Raw genomic sequence first — 260 nt, forward strand, 5'->3', positions numbered from 1 at the left:
GCCCAGTCCCGGTCCGACGTACAGGGCGTCGGGTCGGGAGTCGTCCAGGAGGGAGGCGGTGCGGGTCAGGGGTGCGCGTAGGTCGAGGGGGACCCAGGCGGCTCCGGCGCCGAGGACGCCGAGGATGCCGGTGACGAAGGGGATGCCGGGCTCGCAGAGCATCGCCACCCGAGCGCCGGGACGGACCCCGGCGGCGGTCAGACGGCGGCTCACCGCCGAGGCCAGGGAGACCAGTTCGGCGTACGAGACGGAGCCCCCCG

Annotated in this window: 1 protein-coding gene; it reads right to left on the bottom strand. The window is 75.8% G+C overall.

The window, feature by feature from the left end:
* The coding region (locus OO47_RS33100) for an AMP-binding protein (protein ID WP_033211247.1) at positions 1-260 on the bottom strand (260 nt) is incomplete at both ends.

It is taken from the genome of Streptomyces bikiniensis (genome assembly GCF_000716625.1).
GTDB classification, from domain to species: domain Bacteria; phylum Actinomycetota; class Actinomycetes; order Streptomycetales; family Streptomycetaceae; genus Streptomyces; species Streptomyces bikiniensis.